The organism is Acinetobacter sp. SwsAc2, assembly GCF_013391465.1.
Lineage (GTDB): Bacteria > Pseudomonadota > Gammaproteobacteria > Pseudomonadales > Moraxellaceae > Acinetobacter > Acinetobacter johnsonii.
In genome coordinates, this window is the sequence record NZ_JACBEZ010000024.1 from 48,587 (window position 1) to 54,901 (window position 6,315).

Genomic DNA, 6,315 nt, shown 5'->3' on the forward strand with positions numbered 1-6,315 from the left:
TAATAGAGGGATTTATCATGAATTCGTATCACCCGAAGTCCCTACTGAATGATTTACAGTATTACATCACGCCACCGCATGACTGTAGCTATCTAGAAAAAAAGTCAGCTCGGATGGTATTTCTCGATCCAGCACATCGTATTGATGTCGTCACGCTGTCTGAACTTTCTCGGGTGGGTTTTCGCCGGAGTGGTGATTTTGTCTACCGCCCAGAGTGTCATCTGTGTCGACAGTGCCTATCTAGCCGCGTACCAGTGCGCGAATTTAAAATGAACAGCAGTCAAAAAAAAGCATGGAAACGCAATCAAGATCTGACTTTAAAAATTACCCGCACTGCGGATGCCACCAAAAAACATTATGACTTATATGAGCGTTATATTTTTAAACGCCATGCCGATGGAGACATGTTCCCACCTAGCCGCGATCAATTTGATAAATTCCTCGTGCATAGCTGTACCGAGAGCTTTTTCTTAGAGCTGTGGAAAGAAGACCAGCTCATCTGTGTTTCAACCTGCGACCCTTTAGATGATGGCTTATCTGCGGTTTATACCTTTTTTGATCCCGATGAAAACAAACGCTCACTAGGGACTTTCGCCATTTTAAAACAAATCGAGCTCGCCAAAGCACGCGCTTTACAGTTTGTGTATTTGGGCTATTGGGTGCCGCACTCAGAAAAAATGAACTACAAATCGCAGTATTTACCGCTAGAATTGTTGATTGATGGTCAGTGGCGCAGACTCAATCATAGTCTGAGCAGCGAGGAAGTGCAGCAACTGGGAAACTCCTTAATGACCACCCTACCTTCGGGGTGGAATAACGCCATTATTAAATAATGGCGCCATACAGAAGCTTAACTGTTCTATCATTTAAATAACTCGGAAAAATCATCACTACACGATTTCACCATAATAATGGCATGCTCACGGCCACCATCTGGTTTAGGATAATAATTTTTACGCAAATCAATTTGATGAAAGCCGGACTTCTCATACAAGGCAATCGCTGCTTGATTGCTCTCACGGACTTCTAAGAACACTTGTATCGGGTTGTTTTTGAGTTGTGCCAGTGACGCATCTAACAGCTGATACCCCAACCCTTTGCCTTGCTGGCTTGGATGAATGGCCATCAACAATAAATTAGCTTCATCAAGAACGGGTTGGAGGATACAAAAGCCTACGACCTTCCCTGCCTGTTCAATCACGGTACTGTGATAAGACTGCATGGACTCTTGGAACTGTTGTAGGCTCCAAGGATGGGTTTGAACTAAATTTTCAATCTGCGCAACTTGGCTTAAGTCCGCAGCTTGCATTAAACGAATCATCTTCGTTTATCTTTCTAAAATGTGGAGGTCACAGTATAAAAAATTTGTGCTAAAAACCGAACAAAAAAAAGAGCGATTTACATCGCTCAAAGAGCCAAAACTGCTTAAAACCCTAATTTTAGCTACCACTTCTCAAGTAACGCATCGGTGTCGTGATGATTAGGATGAAAACCCGGTTTAAAGTACATGATCATTTCACGTGCCATCCCTGTAATAATTCCTTTCGATGGACTATATGCATAGGTATAAATATCCTTCAACGCCGCCCTGTTCAGTTGTTTATCTTGCTTTAATAACCGAAACACAAAATACGACTGCACGCAGAATAAAATGGCCATGGCTGCAACCAGCGATCCTGTTCTCAGTAAATAGGATTTGACTCCCTTTCCAAAAACTCCTTCAAATACATCATAAGCCACAGCTTTGTGCTCATTTTCTTCAATGGCATGCCATAACCACATGGTTTTCATGGTTTCATCGCTCATTAGCTCTTGAATGTGGTTATTGACCAACAACTGAGAGGCAATAGTTGCAGTAAAATGTTCCAACGCGGTGGTTGCTGTTAAATCCACCATCTCTTGTGTAATACCCACAGGCTTGCCTAGAAAAGCAAATACTTTACGCGTGGTTTGAATTGCACGATCCGTATAGCGATCAAGTGTTGCAACATCGTGCCCATACTTTTGCGCAGATGCATTAAAACCTTCATGTTCTTGCGTATGCATCGCTTCTTGACCAATAAAGGCTGAAATCTCTTTTTGTAATTCGACATTGTCTTTGATCGAAGGATGCTGTCTGACCGTACGAACACTATCGATAAAAAACATTTCACCTGCTGGAAAGAGTGCTGACAGTGCGGTCATAAAATGGGTCAGTCCAGCTGAACCATTCATCCAATATTCAGGTACGCTTTCAAACTCAAAGTTCATCCGACGTACAGGGAAACTCGCGCCCGCACGGTTGGTGATTTTTACCTTCGCATTCATCTTTTTGCTCCTATGAATATCCTGAAGACATCCACTGCTTATAGTTGTTTTCGTCTTTTTATCTTACGTGATTGGGCTCCGCCCATAAGTGCAGTTAGGGTCAGCAAAATATCAGTTTAGGACAGTTTTGAAGGCAGATTGTTAGACAATTAAAATATAAAATCATGTGAATATAAAAAAAGAGGCTAAAAGCCTCTTTTTAATTATGCCGCGACAGTAAGCTCAGCATGTGCTGGACAATGCTTCTTGAGGAAGTTAATTTGCAAAGTAATATTTTGCTCAAATAGCTCCCCATCACATAACTCAAAGTGATTGCTGTTCAGCATATAGTATTCAGCATTTGGCATTTTCTGTGCTGCAGCACGTATGCATTGTTCGGGAATAATGGTATCGCGTTGACCTGAAATGACCACCACGGGCATAGATAACTGATGTGCAAAACGTACAGGGTTATAGTTGGCTATTTCTAAAAAGATACGTGCACGAGTTTTATTTTCCCATTTAGCATTTTCAGGTAATTGAGATAAATACCCATCCCAAGCATCAGGTGTGGTCATTGCTGCAACTTCATGCCCACGACCAATAATTGGACGATAAACAGGTTTGTTGACCCAGCCTCCCAACAAGTCCATAAAGCCAGCAGCACTCAATTTTGCCAATTTAGTCAGTGGAACCCCTTTTAGGCTCGACTTACCATCGACGTGAGGTGCTTGTAAAACAATGGCTTTGATTTTTCCATCACGCGCCGCAGTTTGAATGGCATGTCCACCAGAAAATGAATAGCCCCATAGGATAATTTGTTGCGTATCGACTGAATCGAGTGTTCTTACGAAGTCGAGCGCAGCTTTCCAGTCTTCTAAATGGCGTTTAGGACTGACCCAATGACGTGGTTGTCCACCGCTTTCACCAAAGCCACGATAATCAAAAGAAAACACAGCGTAGCCTTGTGCTACGAAGCGTTCTGCAAATTTGGGTAAGCCTGCATCCTTAATCATCCCAAAGCCTTGCGCCATAATAATGACTGGAGGTTTACGATTTTGAGAGGGTAACTGCAAGGTGCCAGCGCAACGCGTGCCTTGGCTAATAAAGTTGAGTTGTGACGTGTTCATTATACTTATTCCATTATGTCTTGTATTTGCACTCATATGGCGGATGCCATATGAGCAAAATAGTGCGCAATTCCTATGCAGCTTTGACTTTACCTTTCGTCTTTATTTGCTTGGCTTCGGTAGACCAGACCAGACCTGGGCTTTCTAAAGATTGAGCAAACATTTCAGAGTCCACTTCGTAGTTATGGCTAACAAACCAGTCTTTAGACTTCCCTTGGCGAGGCAATTCGTGACAGCCACGCTGTACATAGCCTGCTTGTAAACTTGAAATAATACTTTCGCCAGTATTTTCGCCAGCAGGGGCTACAGGCTTCACTGCAGTCATTTGACGAATATCCAACTCATTAATTAATCGGCAAATATAATCATTGGCTAAATCAATTTTTAAGGTCCAAGGTGCATTGGTGTAACCGAATAAATAAGCAAAGTTAGGTACATCTTCAAGCAAGACACCACGATAGCTTAATTTATCACTTGGACGAATTTGTTCTTGATCAACGGAAAGATTAACTCCACCCAACATCTGCAATTCTAGACCTGTTGCTGACACAATAATATCTGCGTCTAGCGTTTGCCCTGATTTGAGTAAAATTCCAGTTTCTGTAATGCGTTCAATCTGATCGGTTACGATTGAAGCTTTACCCTCACGAATCACTTCAAATAAGTCATTGTCAGGAATTGCACATAAACGCTCGTCCCATGGCATATATTTCGGGGTAAAATGCGTCATATCGTATTGTTCACCTAATTCTTTCTGTGCATTAGAAAGTAGGAATGAACGCATTTGTTTCGGGAAGCGACGTGAAATCTTATAAATACCGCGTTGCATGAAAATATTACGTTTACGGAAAAATTTATAAACCAATTCTTCAGAGAACACTTTGCGCGCAGCATCAAATAACTTATCAGTATTTGGTACGTTAATTACGTAGCTTGGTGAGCGTTGTAGCATGGTGATATGTGCAGTTTCATTAGCCATCGCTGGAATTAAGGTCACTGCTGTTGCACCGCTGCCAATCACCACCACACGCTTATTACGATGATCTAAGTCTTCAGGCCATTTTTGTGGATGCACAAATTGACCTTTAAAGTTTTCTAGACCCTCAAACTTTGGCGTATAACCCTGATCATGATTATAGTAACCCGTTGCAGAAACCAGAAAATTACACGTAAATTTTTGAGTTTCACCATTCGACTCATTAACAGTTTCTACCGTCCATTTGTTGGTTTGAGTTGAAAAATTTGCTGAAACAATTTTAACGCCATAACGAATTTTTTGATCAACACCAAACTTTTGTGCTGTTTCGCGCAAATATGCTTTGATCTTGTCCGCTGTTGCAAGAACGGTGTCTGTTTTCCATGGATTATATTTATAACCGAAGCTAATGACATCTGAATCAGAACGAATACCAGGATAGCGGAATAAATCCCAAGTGCCTCCTAAGTCTTGTCGACGTTCTAAAATTGTGTAGGTTTTATTCGGGTTTTGCTGAACAAGTTGGCAAGCCATGCCAATTCCAGACAAACCTGCTCCAATGATTACAACATCATATTCCATTTGCATTTTTGCGGCTCCATGTCGCGGTTTTTGTTATTCCGTATTTATACTAGCAATTGATTAAATTTTAACTTGACTTGAGGAGACATATATTTAACTTTAGAAGACATGACAATAATGGTTCATGCAAGTGGAATTCGGGGTTATCTTGAGGTGATGCAAGACCTTAACTTTGACCCTAAACCTCTGCTTGCACAACACGAGATCACACTTGAACAAATCAGACAGGACGATGCTTGGCTCGACCAAAAAAGCGTTATAGACCTTTACGAGCACACGGCATATCTAGCAAGGTGTCCTGATCTTGGGCTACGGATTTCGAAACATCAAGATATTAGCATCTTAGGAATATTGGGCCTCATTATGCAAAGCGCTTCATCGATGCGTGGCGTAATTGACTATACCTCTGACTTTTTATTTTTACATGGACCTGGCTTAGCAATCTCTTTAAAAGAGCAAAGTTCTCTTTTTGAAGATGCGATAGATGTAATCTTTGAAATTCGAATTAATAGTTATGTACCACAACGACAGACCATTGATAATTGTTTGGGGACCACACACTGTATTCTCAAATGGCTAGCAGCAGAAAATTATAAACTGAAGGCTGTATCACTTCCGCATATGCCTTTAGTTTCAATCAAGGAATATCAACGTTTCTTTGGTGCACCTATTTTAATTAATCAAAACCGTGCTGCTTTACACCTAAGTAGACACACTTTAGACAGCCAACCGCATAGTACAAACCCTGCCTTGCGGGAAATTGCAGAAGATTATATTCATCGCTACTTTCGAAATTCTGCCGGAAAAGTCAGCGCAAACGTACGAAAGCCCTCCGCCTTCATTTATCCACACCACGTGCAAATAAAATACATGTAGCCAGCATGCTCGCATTACATCCGCGTACCTTACAGCGAAAATTGGCGCAGGAAGGTGCTTCATTTGATGCCATCAAAGACGATATTCGTAAAGAGCTCTCTTTACAGTATCTTTGGCAAACTGATATCTCAATGAGTCAACTGACCGATATTTTAGGATTTTCTGAGCAACCAACCTTAAGCCGGGCCACTAAACGCTGGTTTGAACTTCCGCCGAAACAATTGCGTCAACAAAAAGGAAAACTCGAGCCCCTTATCTCCAACAAGTTAAACAAATGAATGAAATACAATTATAAAAAAAGCGCCCCAAAGGAGCGCTTTTTTTCACACAATCAGATGATTATGCAGTTACTTTAGCAACTACACCAGCACCAACTGTACGGCCACCTTCACGGATCGCAAAACGTAGACCTGGGTCCATTGCGATTGGGTGGATTAATTCTACTGACATTTCTACGTTGTCACC

Annotated in this window: 7 protein-coding genes and 1 pseudogene; 3 read left to right on the forward strand and 5 right to left on the reverse strand. The window is 41.5% G+C overall.

Annotated features, from left to right (window positions below; genetic code table 11):
* Positions 1–17 precede the first annotated feature (17 nt).
* A complete protein-coding gene (locus tag HYI04_RS11495) occupies positions 18–833 on the forward strand; it encodes an arginyltransferase (protein ID WP_004694916.1) in 816 nt (271 codons plus the stop codon).
* A gap of 29 nt (positions 834–862) precedes the next feature.
* On the opposite strand, the gene rimI is transcribed toward HYI04_RS11495, so the two are convergent.
* The 4 genes from rimI to HYI04_RS11515 form a co-directional block, all read right to left on the reverse strand.
* Positions 863–1,321: a ribosomal protein S18-alanine N-acetyltransferase gene (gene rimI, locus HYI04_RS11500; protein WP_159153004.1), complete on the reverse strand. Its 459-nt coding sequence runs from the start codon at positions 1,319–1,321 to the stop codon at positions 863–865.
* A 122-nt stretch (positions 1,322–1,443) separates the two neighbouring features.
* On the reverse strand, positions 1,444–2,307 hold the full coding sequence (locus HYI04_RS11505) for a metal-dependent hydrolase (RefSeq protein ID WP_178896174.1): 864 nt from the start codon (positions 2,305–2,307) through the stop codon (positions 1,444–1,446).
* A 203-nt stretch (positions 2,308–2,510) separates the two neighbouring features.
* Positions 2,511–3,416 (reverse strand): alpha/beta hydrolase, encoded by a 906-nt coding sequence (locus tag HYI04_RS11510; RefSeq protein WP_178896175.1) that lies wholly within the window; start codon positions 3,414–3,416, stop codon positions 2,511–2,513.
* Positions 3,417–3,489: 73 nt separating this feature from the next.
* On the reverse strand, positions 3,490–4,980 hold the full coding sequence (locus HYI04_RS11515; RefSeq protein ID WP_178896176.1) for an NAD(P)/FAD-dependent oxidoreductase: 1,491 nt from the start codon (positions 4,978–4,980) through the stop codon (positions 3,490–3,492).
* A gap of 111 nt (positions 4,981–5,091) precedes the next feature.
* On the opposite strand from HYI04_RS11515, the gene HYI04_RS11520 reads away from it, so the two are divergent.
* Positions 5,092–5,850, forward strand: a complete 759-nt coding sequence (locus HYI04_RS11520; RefSeq protein ID WP_159153000.1) for an AraC family transcriptional regulator ligand-binding domain-containing protein — start codon at positions 5,092–5,094, stop codon at positions 5,848–5,850.
* A 5-nt stretch (positions 5,851–5,855) separates the two neighbouring features.
* Positions 5,856–6,128, forward strand: a complete 273-nt coding sequence (locus HYI04_RS11525; protein ID WP_159152999.1) for a helix-turn-helix domain-containing protein — start codon at positions 5,856–5,858, stop codon at positions 6,126–6,128.
* 61 nt (positions 6,129–6,189) lie between these two features.
* Here HYI04_RS11525 and HYI04_RS11530 read toward each other — a convergent pair.
* Positions 6,190–6,315 (reverse strand): annotated as a pseudogene (locus tag HYI04_RS11530) (elongation factor Tu); the annotation flags it as partial.

Excerpts from the sequence above, each read along its gene's own strand:
- HYI04_RS11495 (WP_004694916.1), top strand. The coding sequence starts at position 18 with ATGAATTCGTATCACCCGAAGTCCCTACTGAATGATTTACAGTATTAC.
- HYI04_RS11520 (WP_159153000.1), top strand. The coding sequence starts at position 5,092 with ATGGTTCATGCAAGTGGAATTCGGGGTTATCTTGAGGTGATGCAAGAC.
- HYI04_RS11505 (WP_178896174.1), bottom strand. The coding sequence starts at position 2,307 with ATGAATGCGAAGGTAAAAATCACCAACCGTGCGGGCGCGAGTTTCCCT.
- HYI04_RS11510 (WP_178896175.1), bottom strand. The coding sequence starts at position 3,416 with ATGAACACGTCACAACTCAACTTTATTAGCCAAGGCACGCGTTGCGCT.
- HYI04_RS11525 (WP_159152999.1), top strand. The coding sequence starts at position 5,856 with ATGCTCGCATTACATCCGCGTACCTTACAGCGAAAATTGGCGCAGGAA.
- HYI04_RS11515 (WP_178896176.1), bottom strand. The coding sequence starts at position 4,980 with ATGCAAATGGAATATGATGTTGTAATCATTGGAGCAGGTTTGTCTGGA.
- rimI (WP_159153004.1), bottom strand. The coding sequence starts at position 1,321 with ATGATTCGTTTAATGCAAGCTGCGGACTTAAGCCAAGTTGCGCAGATT.